The organism is Proteus sp. ZN5 (assembly GCF_011046025.1).
Lineage (GTDB): Bacteria > Pseudomonadota > Gammaproteobacteria > Enterobacterales > Enterobacteriaceae > Proteus.
Map to the genome: position 1 here is coordinate 43,608 of NZ_CP047640.1, position 20,563 is coordinate 64,170.

Annotated in this window: 17 protein-coding genes and 7 pseudogenes; 10 read left to right on the forward strand and 14 right to left on the reverse strand. The window is 53.0% G+C overall.

Annotation, left to right across the window (positions count from 1 at the left end; translation table 11 throughout):
- A complete protein-coding gene (locus tag GTK47_RS19980) occupies window positions 1-510 on the forward strand; it encodes an N-acetyltransferase (RefSeq protein ID WP_125894536.1) in 510 nt (169 codons plus the stop codon).
- A 99-nt stretch (window positions 511-609) separates the two neighbouring features.
- On the opposite strand, the gene GTK47_RS19985 is transcribed toward GTK47_RS19980, so the two are convergent.
- Genes GTK47_RS19985 through dcuC form a run of 3 tightly spaced genes read right to left on the reverse strand, consistent with a single transcriptional unit; the run spans window position 610 to window position 5,018 of the window.
- Entirely contained in the window at window positions 610-2,277 is a 1,668-nt protein-coding gene (locus tag GTK47_RS19985; RefSeq protein WP_217748524.1) for an NAD-dependent malic enzyme, read from the reverse strand.
- 4 nt (window positions 2,278-2,281) lie between these two features.
- Window positions 2,282-3,646: an adenylosuccinate lyase family protein gene (locus GTK47_RS19990; protein WP_159227766.1), complete on the reverse strand. Its 1,365-nt coding sequence runs from the start codon at window positions 3,644-3,646 to the stop codon at window positions 2,282-2,284.
- 10 nt (window positions 3,647-3,656) lie between these two features.
- Window positions 3,657-5,018, reverse strand: coding sequence for a C4-dicarboxylate transporter DcuC (dcuC, locus tag GTK47_RS19995; RefSeq protein WP_125894541.1), 1,362 nt, complete (start codon window positions 5,016-5,018; stop codon window positions 3,657-3,659).
- Between the two features lie 646 nt (window positions 5,019-5,664).
- On the opposite strand from dcuC, the gene GTK47_RS20000 reads away from it, so the two are divergent.
- Window positions 5,665-6,498, forward strand: coding sequence for a porin (locus tag GTK47_RS20000; protein ID WP_217748523.1), 834 nt, complete (start codon window positions 5,665-5,667; stop codon window positions 6,496-6,498).
- A 36-nt stretch (window positions 6,499-6,534) separates the two neighbouring features.
- Entirely contained in the window at window positions 6,535-7,419 is an 885-nt protein-coding gene (locus GTK47_RS20005; protein ID WP_125894543.1) for a MurR/RpiR family transcriptional regulator, read from the forward strand.
- A 73-nt stretch (window positions 7,420-7,492) separates the two neighbouring features.
- On the opposite strand, the gene GTK47_RS20010 is transcribed toward GTK47_RS20005, so the two are convergent.
- Complete coding sequence (locus GTK47_RS20010) at window positions 7,493-7,999, reverse strand: hypothetical protein (RefSeq protein WP_014204953.1); 507 nt, start codon at window positions 7,997-7,999, stop codon at window positions 7,493-7,495.
- A gap of 192 nt (window positions 8,000-8,191) precedes the next feature.
- On the opposite strand from GTK47_RS20010, the pseudogene GTK47_RS20015 reads away from it, so the two are divergent.
- From GTK47_RS20015 to GTK47_RS20030, 4 genes and pseudogenes are all read left to right on the forward strand, one after another.
- Window positions 8,192-9,124, forward strand: a pseudogene (locus GTK47_RS20015) (NAD-dependent epimerase/dehydratase family protein).
- Window positions 9,125-9,189: 65 nt separating this feature from the next.
- Window positions 9,190-10,260, forward strand: a complete 1,071-nt coding sequence (locus GTK47_RS20020; protein ID WP_125894545.1) for a saccharopine dehydrogenase NADP-binding domain-containing protein — start codon at window positions 9,190-9,192, stop codon at window positions 10,258-10,260.
- A gap of 191 nt (window positions 10,261-10,451) precedes the next feature.
- Window positions 10,452-10,784 carry a hypothetical protein gene (locus tag GTK47_RS20025; protein WP_125894547.1) on the forward strand — a complete coding sequence of 111 codons (333 nt, stop codon included), beginning with the start codon at window positions 10,452-10,454 and terminating at the stop codon, window positions 10,782-10,784.
- Window positions 10,785-10,812: 28 nt separating this feature from the next.
- A pseudogene (locus GTK47_RS20030) lies at window positions 10,813-10,974 on the forward strand (transposase); the annotation flags it as partial.
- Window positions 10,975-11,183: 209 nt separating this feature from the next.
- Here GTK47_RS20030 and GTK47_RS20040 read toward each other — a convergent pair.
- Window positions 11,184-11,504 (reverse strand): hypothetical protein, encoded by a 321-nt coding sequence (locus GTK47_RS20040; RefSeq protein WP_125894549.1) that lies wholly within the window; start codon window positions 11,502-11,504, stop codon window positions 11,184-11,186.
- A 104-nt stretch (window positions 11,505-11,608) separates the two neighbouring features.
- Between GTK47_RS20040 and GTK47_RS20045 the strand changes: the two are divergent.
- The 3 genes and pseudogenes from GTK47_RS20045 to GTK47_RS20055 form a co-directional block, all read left to right on the forward strand.
- Window positions 11,609-11,901 (forward strand): annotated as a pseudogene (locus tag GTK47_RS20045) (hypothetical protein); the annotation flags it as partial.
- A 144-nt stretch (window positions 11,902-12,045) separates the two neighbouring features.
- Entirely contained in the window at window positions 12,046-13,209 is a 1,164-nt protein-coding gene (gene dhaT, locus GTK47_RS20050; RefSeq protein ID WP_125894551.1) for a 1,3-propanediol dehydrogenase, read from the forward strand.
- Between the two features lie 16 nt (window positions 13,210-13,225).
- Window positions 13,226-13,393: pseudogene (locus tag GTK47_RS20055) on the forward strand (glycerol dehydratase reactivase beta/small subunit family protein); the annotation flags it as partial.
- Between the two features lie 144 nt (window positions 13,394-13,537).
- Here GTK47_RS20055 and GTK47_RS20060 read toward each other — a convergent pair.
- The 9 genes and pseudogenes from GTK47_RS20060 to GTK47_RS20100 all read right to left on the reverse strand — a co-directional run bounded on the left by GTK47_RS20060 (window position 13,538) and on the right by GTK47_RS20100 (window position 20,543).
- Window positions 13,538-14,512 carry an IS5-like element IS5 family transposase gene (locus GTK47_RS20060; RefSeq protein ID WP_217748522.1) on the reverse strand — a complete coding sequence of 325 codons (975 nt, stop codon included), beginning with the start codon at window positions 14,510-14,512 and terminating at the stop codon, window positions 13,538-13,540.
- Window positions 14,513-14,557: 45 nt separating this feature from the next.
- Window positions 14,558-14,686: pseudogene (locus GTK47_RS20065) on the reverse strand (IS5/IS1182 family transposase); the annotation flags it as partial.
- Window positions 14,687-14,740: 54 nt separating this feature from the next.
- Entirely contained in the window at window positions 14,741-15,664 is a 924-nt protein-coding gene (locus GTK47_RS20070) for an IS5-like element ISSpu20 family transposase (protein WP_164526961.1), read from the reverse strand.
- Window positions 15,665-15,744: 80 nt separating this feature from the next.
- Window positions 15,745-16,451: pseudogene (locus tag GTK47_RS20075) on the reverse strand (DEAD/DEAH box helicase family protein); the annotation flags it as partial.
- A pseudogene (locus GTK47_RS20710) lies at window positions 16,452-16,844 on the reverse strand (cytochrome C); the annotation flags it as partial.
- A 28-nt stretch (window positions 16,845-16,872) separates the two neighbouring features.
- The gene (locus GTK47_RS20085) at window positions 16,873-17,583 is read right to left on the reverse strand and encodes an ABC transporter ATP-binding protein (RefSeq protein WP_014611607.1); all 711 of its coding nucleotides are present in this window, start codon (window positions 17,581-17,583) and stop codon (window positions 16,873-16,875) included.
- 1 nt (window position 17,584) lies between these two features.
- Window positions 17,585-18,790 (reverse strand): ABC transporter permease, encoded by a 1,206-nt coding sequence (locus tag GTK47_RS20090; RefSeq protein ID WP_089110954.1) that lies wholly within the window; start codon window positions 18,788-18,790, stop codon window positions 17,585-17,587.
- Entirely contained in the window at window positions 18,787-19,938 is a 1,152-nt protein-coding gene (locus GTK47_RS20095) for an efflux RND transporter periplasmic adaptor subunit (RefSeq protein ID WP_165126830.1), read from the reverse strand. Before GTK47_RS20095 ends, GTK47_RS20090 begins: the two co-directional genes overlap by 4 nt.
- The gene (locus tag GTK47_RS20100) at window positions 19,935-20,543 is read right to left on the reverse strand and encodes a TetR/AcrR family transcriptional regulator (RefSeq protein WP_004393990.1); all 609 of its coding nucleotides are present in this window, start codon (window positions 20,541-20,543) and stop codon (window positions 19,935-19,937) included. Before GTK47_RS20100 ends, GTK47_RS20095 begins: the two co-directional genes overlap by 4 nt.
- Window positions 20,544-20,563 lie beyond the last annotated feature (20 nt).

Below are 20,563 nucleotides of genomic sequence, written 5' to 3' on the forward strand. Positions count from 1 at the left end.
ATGAACATCAGACCAGAAACACCTGCTGACATCACCTCGATTGAACAGGTCACTTATCGCGCATTTGAAAACCACCCGCACCACGAACCGGGTGCGAAACCGACGGAACATCGCATCGTCGCGACACTGCGTGAGGCCGGCGCGCTGTCGCTCTCGCTCATCTGTGAAGACGACACTGGCATCATTGGGCACATCGCGTTCTCTCCAATTCACATTGATGGTGCCGCATGTGATTGGTACGGATTAGGCCCGGTCTCGGTGGTGCCAGAGCGACAAGGGGAAGGCATCGGTGGCGCGCTGATTCGTGAATCACTGTCCGTGTTGAAAGCCCAAGGCGCTCAGGGTGTCGTATTGCTTGGCGAACCGCAGTACTACCAACGCTTTGGTTTTCAATCTCAGCCCAACCTGACCTACCCTGGCGTGCCTGCGGAATACTTTATGGCGCTGTCGCTGGCAGACGCCATACCCTGTGGTGAGGTAACTTATCACGCCGCATTCTTTACACATTAATCGTTCGCTGTAAGCATCAACGAAGGCATGTTTCAGAGCATGTACAAAATTTCAGGGCATCTAACAAATGTCAGGACATACCCCACATATCAAACTCGGTTACGACGCTACGCGGCGGTACTCACTGTATTGTGCCAGCCAAAACGCCTCATCAATACGTTCCAACAATCGCTCTTCCGTTCTGTCGGGTGCTTTGCCCTGCGCCACCGCTTGTTTCGCGACCGCCAATGCAATGTGGCGCGACACCGCCTGAATGTCGCTCAATGGTGGCAGCAATCGGTCTCCCCCCGAGCGCATCGGCGACATCGACGCCAGCGCGATGCTGGCTTGTTGAAGCATCTCATTGGTGACGCGATTGGCGTTGGCACTGATCACCCCAAGCCCCACACCGGGAAAGATGTAGCTGTTATTACACTGCACAATCGGATAGCGCTGGCCGTCATACACCACATCATCAAACGGACTGCCGGTGGCTATGATCGCCTTGCCTTGTGTCCAAGTGACAATATCGGCGGGTGTGGCTTCCACCCGGCTGGTGGGATTAGACAGCGGCATCACTACCGGACGCTCACACCCGTGCGCCATGGCTTCAATCACCGTTTGGCTAAACAAACCGGGCACGCCCGTCACGCCAATCAGCACATCCGGTTTCGCCTGCTGCACCACGTCCAGTAAGCTGATCGCTTGGTGGTCATCCAACTGCCACTGCGCTCTTAACGAAGATGGCTGCGCCAAATTTTTCTGAAACGGCAGTAAGCTGGTCATACTTTGCTCCAGCAATCCCCAGCGATCCACCATATAAATCTGGCTGCGCGCCTGCGCTTCAGGCAACCCTTCCGACACCATTTGTGCGATCACCGCTTCGGCAATTCCGCACCCTGCAGAATCCGCACCAGCAAACACGATGCGCTGCTTGGAGAGTGGCGTCCCGGTCACATGCGCCGCCGACAACAAGGTGCCCACCGTCACCGACGCCGTACCTTGAATGTCATCGTTAAAACAGCAGCACTGATCGTGATAACGGTTCAGCAGTGGCATCGCATTGGTTTGCGCAAAATCTTCAAACTGGATCAGTGCATCCGGCCAACGTTGGCCAATGGCGTTCAGACAATCGTCGACAAACTCATCATACAGCTCACCCGTCACGCGTGGATGACGCCACCCCATGTACATCGGATCAGACAGCAGCGCTGAGTTGTTGGTGCCGACATCTAAGACAATCGGCAAAGTATGCTCTGGGTTGATCCCGCCACACGCGGTATACAACGCCAACTTGCCAATGGGAATGCCCATCCCGCCAATGCCCTGATCGCCTAAACCGAGAATGCGTTCGCCGTCAGTAACCACGATCACCTTCACCTCGGTGTTGGGCGCGTTGTTGAGCAGCTCGTCCAAATTATCGCGATCGGCGAGACTCAAAAACAAACCGCGATTGCGACGATAGATCTGCGAGAATTTCTGACACGCATCCCCCACCGTCGGCGTGTAGATAATCGGCATCATCTCTTCAATGTGCTGATTGAGCAGCCGATAGTAGAGCGTTTCGTTGGTGTCTTGAATGTTGCGCAGATAAATGTGTTGATCCATGGGCGACGCAAATACCGAAAACTGGTCGTACGCACGACTGGCCTGATCGTCGATGGATTCAATATTGGCTGGCAACAACCCCATCAAATTAAAGCTTTTGCGCTCTTCCAAAGTGAACGCGCTGCCCTTGTTCAACAGCGGCGTATTCAACAACGTGTTGCCCGCTTGGCGAATGAACATCTTCTTAGCCACGCACAACCTCCTCGCGATACAGCGCGATCGCTTCGTCGATGAGTGCATCGTTGCATCCCAAGTAATGCTTAGGTTCGCACGCGTCCTCAATCTCCTGCGCCGACAAAATCGCCGCCACGCATTGGTCTTGTTTTAATACGGCCACCAAGTCGCCCGATGCTGGGGCATTGGCAAGCGCCGCTTTCACTTTGGCGTAGCCTTCTCCGCGCCCCACTTTTTCTGCCGCTTTCATCATCACCGCCTCCGACATAATGAAACTGCGCGATGCGGAAAAATTCGCTCGCATCTTAGGCGCATCCACAATGAGATTGGCGATCAGGCGTTCGGCACGTTCAAGGGACGTGGCCACCGCCAACGACGCTTCAGGCACCAAGCTCCAGTTCAACACGCGCATCGAAGCAGAACGCACATCGTGCTGGTCCATCAAGTTTGGCGCGCCGCTGGCATACATCCACCCCATGCGTGACAGCGTTTGAATCATGTTCGCCGCCCGTGGGTTGGCTTTGTGTGGCATGGTGCTGGAGCCTCCGCCCGCTTCGCCTTCACGCACTTCACCCAACGAAGCGCGCCCCATGGTTTCGGTATCGTTGGCGATGCGGCATAACGTGCCATGGATGAGGGCGAAAAACTGAATCAACTCGGCAATGTGATCCAAACTGGCGTTGTTGAACCCTTTCGGCTCTTGCAGTGCGAGCCGATGAAACAGACGCTCACGAACCACTAACCCTTGTTCACCAATCGACGACAAATTCCCCACCGCGCCGCCATACATGCCGACGGTCACACGCGGATACAGCGCATCCAAACGCGCCACATGACGCGTGATTTCTTGCAGGTAACCGCTGACGTGCAGCCCCCACGTGGTGGGCAAGGCATCCATCGCATTGGTGCGAGCGACCATCACGGTGTGCTTGTGATCCAACGCCATCTGCGCCAATTGGTCGCCCAGCGAAATCAACTGGCCGCGCACAATATCGAGTGTCTGCTTAATGCGCATCGCCAAGCTGGTATCAAGCAGATCCTGCGTGGTGCATCCCCAATGGAGATATTTCTTCACCGCATCATCGCCCCGATCGGCCAATTGTTCCACCAGCGGTTTGATCGCCATGCCGACGATTTGTGTCTCTTGCGCCAAACGGGGCCAATCGATGTTCTCCACTTGGCACACCTGTTCAATGGCCGCCACCGCAGAGCGGGGAATGATCCCCAGTTCCGCCTGTACGTTGGCAATCGCAACTTCAAACGTTAACCACGTGCGAATTAAGTTTTCATCAGACCACACCTGCTTCATTTCTGCCTGCGTAAACAGCGGTGAATAAAGCATGGAGTCGAAAACGGAAGTATTTGAACCTTGCATATCAACTGTCCTACGCGCCGATGAATGTGATGAGAAGCACTGTGGCTAAGCCGCCCAGCATAGGAATGGTGGTGCGTTTCACCAACTCAATCGGTGGAATACCGGCCACGCCTGCACACGCGATCACCACCCCGGCCACTGGCGAGAATGAGCGGAAAATCCCTGCAGAAAGCTGCATCGGCATCGCAATCGCCGCAGTGGCAACACCCACGTTGGCTGCAACGTCTGGCGCGAGGTTGGAGAAGCTAAAGAACGCAGCGTTGCCCGAACCCGACATCAGCGCGGTCACGCCAATAATCGCCACCAGCATCACCACCATCATGGTGTAACCAAAGCCCAAATGGTCAGCCACGCCGAGCATGCCGGAGATAAAGCCAATCGCGCCCAAGCCCACTACAAAGGTTTGCGCCGCAATGATCAGCGACACCACGCTGGCAAACACATCGCCCATTCCTTGCAAATAGACTTTGAGTGACGCTGCCACCGCCTTGGCATTTTTCGAATACAGGTAATCACACAGCATGGCCACCGCGAGGCTGAAGAATATCGCGGTCACCACGTCGATTTTGATCGATGTGATGGCAAATTTACTAAAGGTCAGCAGCAGTACCAACGGCAGTACAGGCAAAATAGCAAACCACAATGGTGCGTCGCGCGAGGTGTCTTCTTTAGCTTGAAGTTCATAAGAAACACCATTGACTTCATCACGCTTATCAAACCATTTCTGACAAACAAAATGCAGCAGTGCAATCACCAGCGCCGAACAAATCCCAACGAACAGTTGGTGCTCCACAAAGTACGAGGCCGCATCAATGCCAATCACTTCCGCCGCTTTGTTCGATGCACCAGATGCGGGGCCTAAATCGAGACATGCCGTGGTCGCAAGCACCGCCGCAACAGAGGCAGGCGTGCAACCAATGCCAACCAACACGGGATAAAGCGCAACCAAAAGGAGCATCGCCAAACCGACCGCGCTGGGGATAAACACGTTCAAGAACTGGCCGAGAATGTAGGCTAACGCGAGAATGATGTAAGGGTTGTGAATCGCCGACAGCGGTTTGGTAGCGACTTTAACCAGTGCGTTTGCCGCACCGATATGCCCCATGTATTTGGAGAAGCCACCCACAGCCATGATGATCAACCCCAATTTCGCCAACGTTGACGATGAGATGCTTTTAATCACAAGGAAGAAATCGACGACCGTGGCACCGGATGTGCTGACGCCTTTCGGCAAAAATTCAGCGCCACCAGCAAGAACGCCGACCAGCATCATCAAGATACCCGAACCAAACAAGATGGCTTGTGTGTTGTATTTTTTTACGATTAGAAAACCTGCCCCAAATACAATTGGCAGAGCGAGCAGAGCGACCATAATTTTCACCTTTTTTATAGTATTATGTCGCTTACATCTTATTCCGCCCATGACCTAGACAATATGGGAATTAATTATTCTCTAAAAAAAGTGTGAAGCGATGGGTATATCATCGCCTCGCGAGCCTATCACTTTTTTATTTACCCCAAATCCTGCGTTTATTTTGAATCAAGAGGTTCAAGTATCACATACGATAGCGACATCGATCACACGCTAAAGGAAAAAATCCGTGCTCCATCAGGCATTGAGGCTCGAAAAACAGGGGCAATGGGAATTGTTCTTTCCCAGTCCCACTGTTTAAAAACCTCGGCAAGCCATTGAAAAAACAACATAAAAACTACTCAATTCGAACCCAACCCGTACTCATGGCGGGAAATGACATTTCTCATCGCAGCGAAAAACAAAGGCTGTTCACCGCCAAATATTTATGTGGGTCACATTATTAAACTTCTATTTCTCATTCATATTGGTATTTATTCTCAACACTCATTTAAAAATGCCACCTGCAATAAATTAACCCATCAAATCCAATTCAATTTTCGACCTTCATCAATATTTCGTTAGGGAAGATTTAATTCCCTTATTCATTCATGACGCGCGTTATTACGATGCATTTGTTTCTTATAACAAGCATGGAATACGCATAATGATAAAAAATAAACATCTATTGACTCTGCTACCTACCCTCTGCATCGCTTCGTTTGTTCAGGCACAAACTGTCTATGACGATGAAACCAATAAGCTGGATATTTATGGTCGACTCGAAGGTCAGGTGGCCAAAGGTGACGCGAGCTTCGCCGGTGAAAACGACTGGTTGGGGCGCATGAATGGCCGCTTGGGCTTCAACATGAGTCGTGAACTGGATGCGATCGACAACAGCCGCGTGGTCGGCAAAATTGAATGGCAAATTCGCACTGAAGTGAACGATTCACGCTTGGATGAAGGCGACGATCTGGAAGCGCGATACAGCTATTTAGGGATCGAACACGATGATTGGGGCATGGTGATCTTTGGCCGGACGAAGAACCCGCTCTATCAAGTCATGAAAATGACCGACAAATATAAGAACTACACGCCGGGCATTTATAACTTCGGCGTCTCATCTATCGACACGTCTTATAAATACAATCGTCAAGATGCCACGCTGCAATATAACGCCGAGTTTGGCATGCATGAAATTCAAGCCGCTTATGTGATGGGCAATGGTGAGAATGATCGCCTCGACCACGCCATGATGGCCAGTTATCGCCTCAACTATAAAGGCGACGGCTTTAAACTGTCACCCGCTATTGCGGTGAGCCAATTTAAGCGCCATGACGACAATACCGACACCAAACGCAAACAGCACGACCAAATCATGGCCGGGGTTGAGTTGTCGCCCAAATGGTCTTCTTGTGTCCCACCACACCAGAAGACCATTTGTTTTAGGGCGATCACCTTTCGGGTAAGCAAACACAACACAGAGCACACGCTGTGTTAATCTGCGGCGACATGAGGCAAGCGGTGACTGAATTTTATGAAAGATCCTCTCGATTTAACCACCTACAAACGGTTGGCAGAACAGCTCAAACCGTTTACCGAAACTGAAACGTTACTTCATTCATTTATTGTCGAACATTTCGAAGAGCTCTCTTACTACGGCATTATCGATTTGGCGCAAAAGGCGAAAGTGAGTAAAGCCACCATCGGGCGCTATCTCAATAAGCTTGGATACACCGGCTACGCCGCGTTTAAAAGCGCCCTGACGCAAGATCAGATCGCCCAAACCTTCGTCGCCCCCATCGAAGCCAATAAAGCACGCGCGATGGTTCAGGGCACCGATACCAAAGAAGAAGCGTCGCGCTATATTGGTAACGTGAGTCTGCTGATCGATCAATTTGCCGCAGAATTGAAAATTGATGAGTTGGAAGCGCTCGCCAAACGGATTGCCGACAAACGCCGCACCATTTACGTAGTCGGGCCCGCATCATCGCGAGCGCTGGCCATCCATTTCTCCACCCTCTTGAAATACAATCGCTCGGAAGTGGTGTTGCTGCCGTTGGATAAAGGTGAGCTGCCCAAGGCGTTGCTGGGTATTAAAGAAAATGACGTGTTACTGGCGTTCTCGTATTACCGATTCAACCCAGTGGTGTTGGATATCACCAAATACTTTCACAGTAAAAAAGCCTACGTCACGGTGGTGACCAACACCTATTCCAACCCGTACGCCATCTACAGCGACGCGCAATATGTGTTGCCGAGTGACGTCGATTCGATCTTCCACAGTCGAACCATTGGCTTTTTGTTCGTTGAATTGCTGCTGTTTTTGATTCAGCGTGAGTCGCGCAACGATGATAACTTCGAAGAGCTGGAAAGCTTGTTCAAGTTCTTCGGTACCTTTTCATCGCTTGAGTTTAAATAGCGCTTCCCCTCACACCGCATGATGACGCCATGAGCAGGTCCCGCGCCTGCCTCATAGCCTTGATTGCCGGTCTTTATGACTCGTCGGCGGCTTGCTCGGCAAGGGCGTGCGCCCGCTGAATTTTCATCGTAATCGCATCAATCAACACTTCGGCTTTGCGTTGATCACGCACGTAAAAGCGTTTCACAACCTGCCCTGAATCATTGTTGAGCTGCACGATGTACCACTCGTTTTGGCGGTACAGCATCGGCGTCTGCAATGCATTGAAATAGAGATGCACGTTTAAGCTTCTCTCTTTGGCGCGAATCGCAACGCCCCCGACGGCCACACTGCCGGAAAACGTCGAGTGGGATGTTGTGATCGTTTCGCGCACTACACCGTCATCCAGCATCAGGTACTCTTCCGTCACGACGATGGTTTCTGGGCGAAGATTGACTGGCTGCGCCATGATGACCTCTTCAATGATCACATCCGGCGACTCCGTCAATGCGCCGGGCTCTGGCGTATAAGGAATAACGTGAGTACTGCAGCCGCTCAGCACTAGCAGGGTAAAACTGACCAGCCAATGTTTGATGGACATCCCGTGCTCCTTTCTCGTAGTCGGCAATGACTCGACTATAAAGCACTCGCAAGCAAAATACTGCTTCTTGTGCTGCGGAATTTATCTAATCTTGCTTTAGGGACAAGGGCATTAGAACATTACCGCTTGACCTTCAACTTCACTTTAACCTTAAGATAAGCATCACACCCAGCGTAATTGAGGACATCCTGTATGCAAACCATCTTAGGCGCCAACGGTCAGATTGGCCGCGAGTTAGCTCTGAGCCTGAAACGCGACTTTACCAGCGAGATTCGTTTGGTCAGCCGCCACCCACAAAAAGTGAATGATTCAGACCAACTGATGGCTGCCGACCTGCTGGATCGCACACAAACTTCGCAAGCAGTAGCGGGCTCTGAAATTGTCTATCTCACCGCTGGCCTCCCCATGGATACGCAGTTGTGGGTGGAACAATGGCCGGTACTGATGCGCAACGTCATTGATGCGTGCATCGAACACGGCGCGAAGTTGGTCTACTTCGACAACACATACATGTACCCACAAACGGCCGCCCCGCAACGAGAAGATGCACCGTTTGAACCTTATGGCGCCAAAGGCAAAGTGCGGGCACAGATCACCACCCTCTTGCTTGATGCCATGCATCAAGGCCAACTTGACGCCATGATTTGTCGCGCGCCGGAGTTTTATGGCCCGGGGAAAACCCAAAGCATCACCAACAGCACCGTCATCGATAACCTGTTGGCAGGCAAAGCCGCCAAGCTATTTATTCGCGATGATGTCAAACGCAGCCTGATCTACACGCCAGATGCCAGCCGAGCGATGGCTCTACTGGGCAACACGCCCGATGCGTATGGTCAAACGTGGCATCTACCTTGCGATGATGAACGCCTGACGTATAAAGAATTCGTCCAGTTGGCAGCGAAAACCTTTGGCGTCAAACCAAACTATCGTGTCCTCAAGCCTTGACTGCTCTGGATCGCGGGGAAATTCAACCCAACCGTGCGCGACGCGGCTGAGCTGCTACCTCGCTATCACGTCGACAACGTGTTTATTTCCGACAAGTTTAAGCGCCGCTTCCCCGAATTTACCGTGACACGTTTTGAACAAGGATTGGCAACCATTGCGCAAGAGCGCCAAGCGTCCTAAACATCAAACCCAAACCTCCCCCCGAACTCACACGGGAGCGAGCAAGGCCGATTGGAGAAGATTCGATGACCACCCAAACACCCACTAAGCGCTGGATGATTTACGGCGCCTACGGCTATACCGGAGAGCTCATTGCCCGCGAAGCCGTCAAACGTGGCCTAACGCCCATCTTGGCTGGGCGAGATGCAGAAAAAACTGAGCGGTTGGCACAAGCACTTCACTTGGAAGCAAGAGCATTCGCCTTGGATGACGACGCCCTTGTGGTGGAACAACTACAAGATTGTGCATTGGTTCTTAACTGTGCGGGGCCATTTTCGTCCACCGCCCATAAAATGATGTCTGCATGCTTAAACGCCTCGACCCATTATCTGGATATCACAGGCGAGATTGACGTGTTTGAATGGGCGCAATCACATCATTCACACGCCCAAGCGGCCAACGTCATTTTATGTCCTGGTGTCGGGTTTGATGTCATTCCGACCGACTGCGTGGCAGCGGCCTTGAAAGCGGCATTACCAGACGCCACACACTTAAGCCTTGGGTTTGACTCTCGATCCAGCTTTTCTCCAGGCACCGCAAAGACGTCCGTCGAAGGCTTGGCACAAGGAGGGAAAGTTCGTCGTGACGGTCACATCATCAACGTACCGCTCGCCTACGAGGTACGAACCATAGATTTCGGCGATGGCGAAAAACCCGCCATGACCATTCCTTGGGGCGATGTTTCAACCGCTTATCACACCACGGGGATTGAAAACATCGACGTCTTTATTCCCGGCTCGCACGCCATGATCGCCAATGCCAAACTCGCCAACTACCTGCGTCCATTCCTTGGCTTGCGTTGGGTTCAGAATGTGATCAAGGCTCACATCGCACGAACGGTTCAAGGCCCCAATGAACAAACGCGCTCATCCATGCCAACGTATGTGTGGGGGGAAGCGACGAATGCCCGTGGGGAACACAAAACTGCGCGAATACAAACGGCCAACGGCTATAGCTTAACCATCACAGGCTCACTTGCGGTGGTCGACTTCGTATTACAACAAGCGCCAGACGGCGGCAGTTATACGCCAGCGCGTTTAATGGGAGCAGAACTGGTCACGCAACTGCCCGAGTCTGGACCACTTGTCATCTGTTGAAGACCAACCGTAACAGGTCAAGTGGCAAACCTTGGCGCATCGTCAGAACGCATTTCTGCCTGTATTCAGCCCAAAGGAAGCGCTGCAAAATGTGGTGTATATTAAGTAATGAATCACCGGTCTTCGTTAAACGTATCCGCGCGCGTCAATTTGCGCTACGTTCAAAGAACCCCCTCGCTTGGAGAAGAGCTATGGCTGATATCATCGATTACTCACTCAATGAAATTCGTCTTGAACTTAGAGAGCGCTTGACCACATTGCTGGCGGCTTCCTCACTCGCACAACAAGCTTGCCTTCCTCGCCTCACCACACTCATCACCTATTATTTGGTGTACGAAGAAGGAGAATTGAGTTTTGAGCACTTCATTGCCCAGCTCAGCAAACCGGAAAATCAGTGGCGCTGCTTTATGATTTTTGGATCGTCCTTACCCGAACACGAACTGCACGAATTGCTCGAGACCTCGGTTCAGCATCAAGAAGAGCTGGACGACATGATGGTGTCTCTGGGGATGTACCTGCCCTAACTAACCGTATCATCATGCCAACATTCGCCATGTAGCTATTGACTCAACTGGCCTTAAAGTCTTTGGCGAGGGTGAGTGGAAAGTGAAAAAGCATGGCGCAGAAAAACGCAGAACATGGCGTAAACTACACTTAGCTGTTGATGTGGATACTCACGAAGCTGTTAGTGCGCAAGTCAGCCTTGTAAATGTTGGCGATAATGTACCAAAGAGCAAAGCCTGTTTTATCCCAGTACAACACTTTGACTTTATCGCACTGTTTGTTGGTGAACAGGAACAGTGCGCCGCTGCCCAAGGGCAAGTCGGTGTCATTTTAGATAATCGCAGCGAGGCCGTTGATGGACTTTCTAAAATCGACGCTTTCGCGATAGAGATAGATTTCGGGAGCACTGAGCATACGTTTCATGACAGCGCACCGATAAGTTCTGCAAGATAGGTCGCTGGCGTGCCTTGTGGGATGCTCAGTTCAACATCATGGACGAGCAGGGTCATATTGGCAACGGCAAGGTGAGTGGCTTGATACTTTGTGGTCTTTTCAACGACTTCTGCTTTAACAAAGCCAACCGTGTTCGGTTTTTCGATGTGCTTTAACTGTTGGCGCTTAGCGTAAAAAGTGGAGAGGCTCAGTCCGTTACGTTCACAGAATAATCGTTGTGATAGCTGGCTGGATTCATAGCGTTCGAACAGGGTTCGCCATTCTTGGTTAGTGCGTCGTTTGGCCATTTCAAATCTCCTTTGCTCCTTTGGGTTGGAGGTTTGATCTTATTATTCGGGCTAGACGATTAGAATGCGGGGTTTATGACGCGCTTACAATATATCCAAATGATTTTGTTGAACACGACAGGGAGCCCAGAGCCCATTATGAAGCGGAACGCACGCTGCGTGGCTATGTGCTATGGCGCAAACGGAGCTACGGGGTGTGTCGTGGGGAGTTGTTTCGTCAACGGATACTCTCGTTGGTGGAAACTGCCAAACGCTTGGGGCGTGCTGCCCCCAGGAGTGGCTGCGCGCCATCGTCCGAGCCTGCATCGAGAAGACGGATTACCCGATCCCATCAGAGTTGTGTAGTCTGAATAGGGGTTTCAGTATGGCGAATTTTATACTATTTTATGCTACTTAAACCCTTTTTGTTATGGTTAGACCAAGTTAGACTGTGTTTCATCTTGGTTTGTTACCCAGGGAAGGTGCGAACAAGACATGTTATTAGCGCAAACCGCACTGAATTGTTTCTCTGAATTATAATTTAAATCTAAGAAGGTAAATTATGAGCTATCGTATGTTTGATTACCTGGTGCCGAATGTGAACTTTTTTGGCCCGAATGCTATTTCCGTCGTGGGCGAACGCTGCAAACTGTTGGGCGGTAAAAAAGCGCTGCTGGTGACTGATAAAGGTCTGCGAACCATTAAGGACGGCGCGGTTGATAAAACCCTCGAACATCTGCGTGAAGCCGGTATTGACGTGGTGGTGTTTGACGGCGTCGAGCCAAACCCTAAAGACACCAACGTGCGCGACGGCCTGGACGTTTTTCGTAAAGAGCAATGCGATATCATCGTTACCGTCGGCGGTGGTAGCCCGCATGACTGCGGTAAAGGCATCGGCATCGCAGCGACGCACGAAGGCGATCTCTATAGCTATGCCGGGATTGAAACCCTGACCAATCCGCTGCCGCCGATCGTCGCGGTGAATACCACCGCCGGTACCGCCAGCGAAGTCACCCGTCACTGCGTGCTGACCAATACCAAAACCAAAGTGAAGTTTGTGATAGTCAGTTGGCGCAACCTGCCGTCGGTTTCCATTAATGACCCACTGCTGATGCTCGGCAAACCTGCGCCACTGACTGCGGCAACAGGAATGGACGCCCTGACCCACGCCGTTGAGGCCTATATTTCAAAAGATGCCAACCCGGTTACCGACGCCGCCGCTATCCAGGCAATTCGTCTGATCGCCCGCAACTTACGCCAAGCCGTAGCACTGGGCAGCAACCTGAAAGCTCGCGAGAATATGGCCTATGCCTCTTTGCTGGCGGGTATGGCCTTCAACAACGCCAACCTTGGCTACGTTCACGCGATGGCGCATCAGCTTGGCGGTCTGTACGACATGCCGCACGGCGTAGCAAATGCCGTCCTGCTGCCGCACGTGGCGCGCTATAACCTGATCGCTAATCCGGAGAAATTTGCCGACATCGCGGAGTTTATGGGTGAGAACACTGACGGTCTGTCCACCATGGATGCTGCCGAGCTGGCGATTCGCGCCATCGCTCGCCTGTCAGCCGATATCGGTATTCCGCAGCATCTGCGCGAGCTGGGCGTCAAAGAAGCCGATTTCCCGTATATGGCGGAAATGGCGCTGAAAGACGGCAATGCCTTCTCCAACCCGCGTAAAGGGAACGAGAAAGAAATTGCCGAGATCTTCCGTCAGGCATTCTGATCAATAAGGGGGCGCAATGTCACTTTCATCACCGGGCGTACATCTGTTTTATCACTCACTCTGGCAGGATACGCGCGTGCTTGATGAACTATGCTGGGGGCTGGAAGAGCAAGGCGTCCCTTGCCGGACAATCTGTTGCGACGAGCATGACTGCGCGCTGGCCCTCAGCAAGCTGGCGGCTAAGGAAGGTGCGAATAAGCGGGGAAATTCTTCTCGGCTGACTCAGTCATTTCATTTCTTCATGTTTGAGCCGTTTTTTCTCCCGTAAATGCCTTGAATCAGCCTATTTAGACCGTTTCTTCGCCATTTAAGGCGTTATTCCCAGTTTTTAGTGAGATCTCTCCCACTGACGTATCATTTGGTCCGCCCGAAACAGGTTGGCCAGCGTGAATAACATCGCCAGTTGGTTATCGTTTTTCAGCAACCCCTTGTATCTGGCTTTCACGAAGCCGAACTGTCGCTTGATGATGCGAAATGGGTGCTCCACCTTGGCCCGGATGCTGGCTTTCATGTATTCGATGTTGATGGCCGTTTTGTTCTTGCGTGGATGCTGTTTCAAGGTTCTTACCTTGCCGGGGCGCTCGGCGATCAGCCAGTCCACCTCGGCCAGCTCCTCGCGCTGTGGCGCCCCTTGGTAGCCGGCATCGGCTGAGACAAATTGCTCCTCTCCATGCAGCAGATTACCCAGCTGATTGAGGTCATGCTCGTTGGCCGCGGTGGTGACTAGGCTGTGGGTCAGGCCACTCTTGGCATCGACACCAATGTGGGCCTTCATGCCAAAGTGCCACTGATTGCCTTTCTTGGTCTGATGCATCTGCGGATCGCGTTGCTGCTCTTTGTTCTTGGTCGAGCTGGGTGCCTCAATGATGGTGGCATCGACCAAGGTGCCTTGAGTCATCATGACGCCTGCTTCGGCCAGCCAGCGATTGATGGTCTTGAACAATTGGCGGGCCAGTTGATGCTGCTCCAGCAGGTGGCGGAAATTCATGATGGTGGTGCGGTCCGGCAAGGCGCTATCCAGGGATAACCGGGCAAACAGACGCATGGAGGCGATTTCGTACAGAGCATCTTCCATCGCGCCATCGCTCAGGTTGTACCAATGCTGCATGCAGTGAATGCGTAGCATGGTTTCCAGCGGATAAGGTCGCCGGCCATTACCAGCCTTGGGATAAAACGGCTCGATGACTTCCACCATGTTTTGCCATGGCAGAATCTGCTCCATGCGGGACAAGAAAATCTCTTTTCTGGTCTGACGGCGCTTACTGCTGAATTCACTGTCGGCGAAGGTGAGCTGATGACTCATGATGAACCCTTTTTCATGGCTCCAGATGACAAACATGATCTCATATCAGGGACTTGTTCGCACCTTCCCTAGCCCAGTGAGTTTGTTCAACGCCTTTATCATCGCGTAAGTTTCTCCTACCTGACCGTTATAATTTCGCAGGCTCAATCTGCCACCAAGTAGTTGCTTCACTCGGCTTTGTTTCCTAAATCGCGCCAACACACAAAGCTCCCCCCTGCTGTTCACGTATTAGACAAAATACTGTGTTTCAGGCATACCTAGCTTAGTCAGTTTGTTTAATGCTTTTATCATGGCGTAAGCCTCCCCGACTTGAGCATTGTAATTTCTCATGCTCAAGCTGCCGCCGAGCAACTGCTTTATCCGATGCATGGCGGTTTCAGAGATTGAGCGACGATGGTAGCCATAGCGTTTCTTCCACTTTTTATTTGAGCCGTAAAGCTTTTGAAAACTCACGGCTAAATTGCGTGGATGCCCTTGTTTCCAATAGGCTGCACCATCGCGTGGAGGAATAAGGCTAAAGGCCCGTTTACGGCGGATAACCGTGTGACATTCTCGCGTATCATAGGCACCATCTCCTGAAATCGTATGGATTTTCCGGTAGGTTTGATTAAGCAAATTTGGCAGCACTTCAGCATCTGTCACATTCGATAAACTGAGCTCAGCCGCAATAATCTCGTGAGTATGAGTGTCAACGGCAATATGCAGTTTTCGCCAAACTCGGCGTTTGCCATCCGTACCATGCTTCTTCACTTTCCATTCTCCTTCGCCATAGACTTTTAGCCCTGTGGCATCGATAGCTAAGTGCTCAATAGCGCCCCTTGTCTTAGTTTTAAAGGAGATGTTAACTGTCTTAGCGCGTTTGCTGATACAGGTATAATGCGGGCAAACTAATGGTACGTTTGCCAGTTTAAATACCGAATTGATAAAGCCTTGTAGGGCTCGCAATGGCATAGAAAAAACACGCTTAACCATCAGTGCGGTAGTGATCGCCAAATCACTAAACACAAGTGGCCGACCTTTTTTGCTTGGCCCTGTTGTCGCTTTCCAAGTAGCGATCGCTTCCTCATCAATCCAGAAGGTCAATGAGCCACGGTTAATCAAGGCTTGATTGTACTGTTTCCAGTTGGTTGTCTTATAGCGAGGCTTTGGCACGGTTGATTAGTGGAGCTGTGAATGATGCCGATCTGATCACTGATTACAGATTTAGTTCCATCGATTTAGGAAACAAAGCCGACCGTATCGTGTCCTTCACGGGTGTCTGGCGGTGACATAGCGACAACCGAAGTCACCTTGCCAATTTGGTCAAGAAGCTTTTTGTATTGGATGGCAGACGCTTTTGAGTCACAAGCAAGCTGACCCTTTAAACCTTGGCGTTTGAAGTTTTGGAAATGGTCAGAAATATCATGAGCGATAAGTTCAATACGACCCTCGGTTTGATAGATTTGACCTTTCTGAGCGAACTTCTTCTTCAAATCGGTACGTTGTTTTTCGGTCAGCTTATCGGTGATGCGGTCGAACCAAGCATCAAGCGCTTTGTCGTTGGTGCTTAACTCGGGAACACGCTCTTCATATAGTAAGGGGGTAACGGTTTTATCTTCCACCGCCTGTTGCATGGTGTACGAGTGAATGATTTTACCGAATTTGTTTTCGGTCTTGTCATCTTGCAGCAGTGGTGTCCCCGTAAAGCCAATGTAAGCGGCTTTTGGCAGCGCCTGTTGCATTCGAATGTTGTTTTCACCGTTTTGGCTGCGGTGGCCTTCATCAACTAGGACAATCTGTCAGGGCTGTCGTTATAACACTCTGGCAGTTCAATCTCGGTGCCAAACTTGTTGATGATGGAGAAGATGATGCGCTCGTTGCCTTTGCCGATTTGCTCCGCTAAGCGGCGGCCTGTGGTTACCATGGCTGTTTTACGATCTTTTTCAGACAGTGCACCGCCAAATGATTGGATCACCGCTTTGCCGTCGCTGCTCGCAGCAGCCAGCTTCATGGCCAGCGCCGCCTCGTGAGTCTGCGCGTCAAAGTTTCTGAACTTGGTCGCATCAGCGCCGAGGTAAGCAAGGATGCGCATTTTTTCAGTAAGCGCTGGCTCGGGGTGTGCAGCAACTTTTGGGGCGAGCTGAACGACCTGAACCCATTCCTCCTGCGAAATCGCACCGGTAATAGCCTACATGTTGCGCCCGAGTTCCTGCATGATCTTGCGTAGCGCCAGTGGCTCAACCTGGGTAGCGTCACCAGCCCAAGCTGGCAACTGAAAACCCCATAAAAGCAGGCAGGCCGTAACGGTCAGGGTGATAGTTCCAAATGCGTGGCTGTGTTTGCGGTGGGTCATGAAATTCTCCTGTAATTCAATCGTTCTCTCATTCGAACTCCCGCCCTTCGCCAGCTTCCTCATGGGTCACGCCGTCGCGGATGTGGTAGATGCGCTTGAATGTGGGGATGATCTTTTCGTCATGGGTGACGACGATGATGGCGGTCTCTAACTTCCGGGCCATGTCGTTGAGGATGCGGATTACAGCCATGGCGCGCTCGGAATCCAGCGGCGCAGTAGGTTCATCGGCCAGGATCACCGGCGGACGATTGACCAGTCCGCGCGCGATGGCGACCCGTTGCTGCTCGCCACCGGAGAGTTGCGAGGGCATTGCGCGAGCTCGGTGTTGCACATCAAGCGCTGTGAGCAATTCCAGTGCCTTCGCGCGCGACTCTCCATTCGCGACGCCTGCAAGCATCGGCAGCAGCGCCACGTTGTCGGTGACATCGAGAAACGGAATCAGGTACGGCGCCTGGAAAACGAAACCGATCTTGTCACGCCGTAAGGCGCGCAGGTCGCGGACTTTCCAGCCATCGGCGTAGATCACTTCATCGCCCAGCGTCATGCGACCGGCGGTCGGTTCGATCACCGCACCCAGACACTTGAGCAGCGTGCTCTTGCCGGACCCGGAAGGGCCGATCAGTCCCACCACTTCACCAGGTGCAACATGCATATTCACGTCTCTCAAGGCAAAGACAGCGGTGTCACCATCGCCATACCGCTTGCTTAAACTTTCGATGTGTATCCCTTTGCCACTCATCTCAACCTCCAATGGCTTCGGCCGGATCGACCTTGAGTGCCATGCTAATGGCGACGAGGCTAGCTAGAACGCAGATCACGAGCACAGCAAAAAAACCGGCGACAGAATCCATTGGCGTGAGCAGGACATATTTTGGAAAAGCCGGTGCTGAAAAGGTGGCTGTGATCTTGCCGACCACGAAGCCAATCACGCCCAGGGCGAGCGCCTGCTGCATGATCATCGCGGCGATGGTTCGGTTGCGTGTGCCGATGAGCTTCAACACCGCGATCTCACGGATTTTGTCCATCGTCAGCGAATAGATGATGAAGGCAACGATGGCCGCGCTAACGATGGCCAGAATCACAAGGAACATGCCGATCTGCTTGGCCGAGGTGGCGATCAGCTTGCCGACGAGGATGTCTTCCATCTGTGCCCGGGTGTAGACCGTCAAACGCTTCCAGCGCTGGATGGATTCGGCAACCTCGTCCGGCGCATGACCAGGTTTCAGAGTGACCAGCACGGTATTGACGAACGCGTTGCTGCTCTGTGAAGCAATCACGGCATCCAGCAAACCTGGATCACCGGGTCGATTGAAGACCGGGTTGGCTTCGGTGCGACGCCGGCTTTGCCAGATGGCATCGTTGTCCTTGAGGAACTGGGCCTCCTGGGCATCTTTGAGCGGAATGAATACCATCGGGTCGCCGCTGGACGACACCATGCGCCGTGTCAGCCCCACGACGGTGTAATGATTTCGGCGAATGGCAAGACGATCTCCCAGTTTGAAGCCGGTGGCGATGTCGGCCACAGCCTCGTAGTGACCGCGCGTGATCTGGCGTCCAGCGACGAGATAAGGAGGCCATCCGGGTGTAGCCCCCAACGCACCGGGCGCGATGCCGACCACCATGGTGCGTACATCACTCTCGCCCTTGCGTACCTGCATGGTCAGGTAGGTCGCGTTCGCTGCCTGTGAGACTCCCGGCATGGCGAGAATGGCGCGATACACGTCATCGTTGAGGCTGGACGACTCCGCATAAGGACCCAGAGTATCCTTTTGCACCACCCAAAGGTCAGCGCCACTGTTGTCGAGCAACGCCTTGCCGTCGTCCACCATGCCTCGGTACACCCCAGCCATGACTAGGGTGACGCCGATCAGCAGACCCAGACCGATGCCGGTGAAGACGAATTTCCCCCAGGCATGGAGAATGTCGCGGCCGGCCAGGCTGATCATCGTGAAACTCCCGGGATATGCTCGACCACATGGATGCGGCTGCGCGCCGTCAGTGCCTTTTCGCTATAGGTCACAACCTGGTCCCCATTCTTGAGCCCTTCGCGCACCTGCACGTAACCATTGAGGTCGGAAGTGCCGAGCTTGACCGGGGAGAAATGCAGATCACCATCCACGATTTGCCAGACACCAACTTTATCGCCTTCACGCTGGACGGCAGCGTTGGGAATCAGTGGAGCGGCCGGGAGCGCCGGCAAGTCAACCGTGACTTCGGCCAGTTCACCCACTGGTGGCAAAGGTTCTGGTTTGTTATCGAATGTCACCTTGGCAAGCGTTTCCTCGGTTACCGCGTCGGCCTTGGGTTCCACCCGCAGCACGCGACCTTTCAAGGTCTGGCCACCACGCGAACGCAGGACGATATGAGCCGGCAGCCCCCCAGCCAGCCCCGATGCGCTGATCTGGTCGAAGCGCACATTGATCCACAAACTCTTGGGGTCGATCACTTCCACCACGGCCTGGCCCGCGACGATGGTCGTGCCGGGATTGGCATCGCGCACGGCGACTACACCGTCGACCGGCGCGATCAGGCGCAGATTGCTCCGCTGCGCGACGAGTGCTTCGCGGTCGGAGCGTGCCCGGGCAATATCTTCCCGAGCGGCGGATAGGGCGGCATCGGCGATCTGCAGTTCCTGCCGCTTGGTGGTGACGATTTCCTCGCTGGTCGAGCGCACCGCAAACAATTGCTCATAGCGGCGCGCCTGGGTTTGCGCGTAGGCTTGCCGGGCTTCTGCCTCGCGCAAAGCCGCTTCCGCCCGCTTGAATACAGACTCCTGTGAGCGCACCCGATCATCAAGGTCGACCGGCTCCATCTCGCCGAGCACCTGTCCGGCCTTGACCTGGTCGCCTACATGCACCTCCAGGCGTTTGACGCGCCCGGCAAACGTCGGCCCGATCTTGTAGGTGTAGCGCGCCTCCACCGTGCCGATGCCGAACAGCGCCGGTGTGATAGCCCGTGATTCCACGCTTGCCACCGTCACAGCAACCGGGGCGAGCGGCCCTGATCGCAGACCGACATAAATAAAAAGCACCAGCAAAGGAATGATGACGGCAAGCAGTGCCAGGGTGCGGCCTTGCAAGGGTAACTTTTTCATTGCGCACTCCTTATGCCACGCCGATAAATTGCAAAGACGCGCGGCGCATCGCGGTGCATACGTCCCACATCACCCGCCAACAGCGATTGCATGACCAAGCCCTGGATCGTGCCAATGAACAGCGTTGCCGCCGCCTCGTTGTCAAGCGAGGGAGACAACTCGCCGCTGGCCTTGCCTTTCTCGATGAGACGATGCAAACGTTCGCCGTAGCGCTGAATCAAGGTTTGCACCATGCGCTTGGCCGGTGTCGATTCGGCACGCTGAAGCTCACCAAACATCATTCTTGGCACGCCTGGGTGCTCAGCTACGAATTCGATGTGACTCATGAACATCGCCTCCATGGCTGCCAAGGGCGACTCGATTCCTTGTGCGGATCGATCGATTCTGGCTAATAGGCGCTCTGCTACCCACTCCATGACCGCCTGCCAAATGGCTTCCTTGTTCGGGAAGTGCCGAAACAGCGCACCCTGGGTCAAGTTCATGTGTTTAGCGATAGCCGCAGTGGTTATCTCGCTTGGGTTTTGTGAACCGGCAAGCGCCACGACGGACTCGACAGTTACGGCACGACGTTCATCGGCCGGCAGATGCTTTGGATGGGTGTCCACGAGCACTCCTTGCAAGATAG